The sequence below is a fragment of the Psychrobacter sp. 16-MNA-CIBAN-0192 genome, assembly GCF_040309565.1.
Lineage (GTDB): Bacteria > Pseudomonadota > Gammaproteobacteria > Pseudomonadales > Moraxellaceae > Psychrobacter.
This window is the reverse complement of the sequence record NZ_JBEOOX010000084.1, coordinates 1-334: the sequence shown is the minus strand read 5'-3', so window position 1 is coordinate 334 and position 334 is coordinate 1. Positions and strand designations below refer to the sequence as shown.

At 44.6% G+C, this 334-nt stretch carries 1 protein-coding gene; it reads left to right on the top strand.

The features are described 5' to 3' along the window. On the top strand, nt 1-279 hold a 279-nt coding region (locus AAEY78_RS12460), incomplete at its 5' end, for a D-Ala-D-Ala carboxypeptidase family metallohydrolase (protein WP_352339654.1). Nucleotides 280-334: the final 55 nt, after the last annotated feature.

Here is a 334-nt window from a genome sequence, read left to right as displayed (position 1 = left end):
GTATATCGCAGTCCTGGACTCAATGACTGTGCTGGCGGGGCAAGTAGCAGCAAACATATGACCGCAGGCGCTATAGATATTTGGGTGCCTGAGTACGAAGACAATTTATGGCTACTGAGCACCATGCAAGATGGCTTATGTCAGTTCTGGCAATATCAAGGTCAGTCTCATAACTTTGGGTTGGGGTTGTATTCCACAGGCGCTATCCATTTGGATACTGATGGATACCGCAAATGGGGCTTTAATCATGCCAGCAGCAGCTCTTCCTGTCGCTATTGATAAAGCCGATATTATCGTAAAAACGAATATAATTATCCAGTTATACTCATACGTA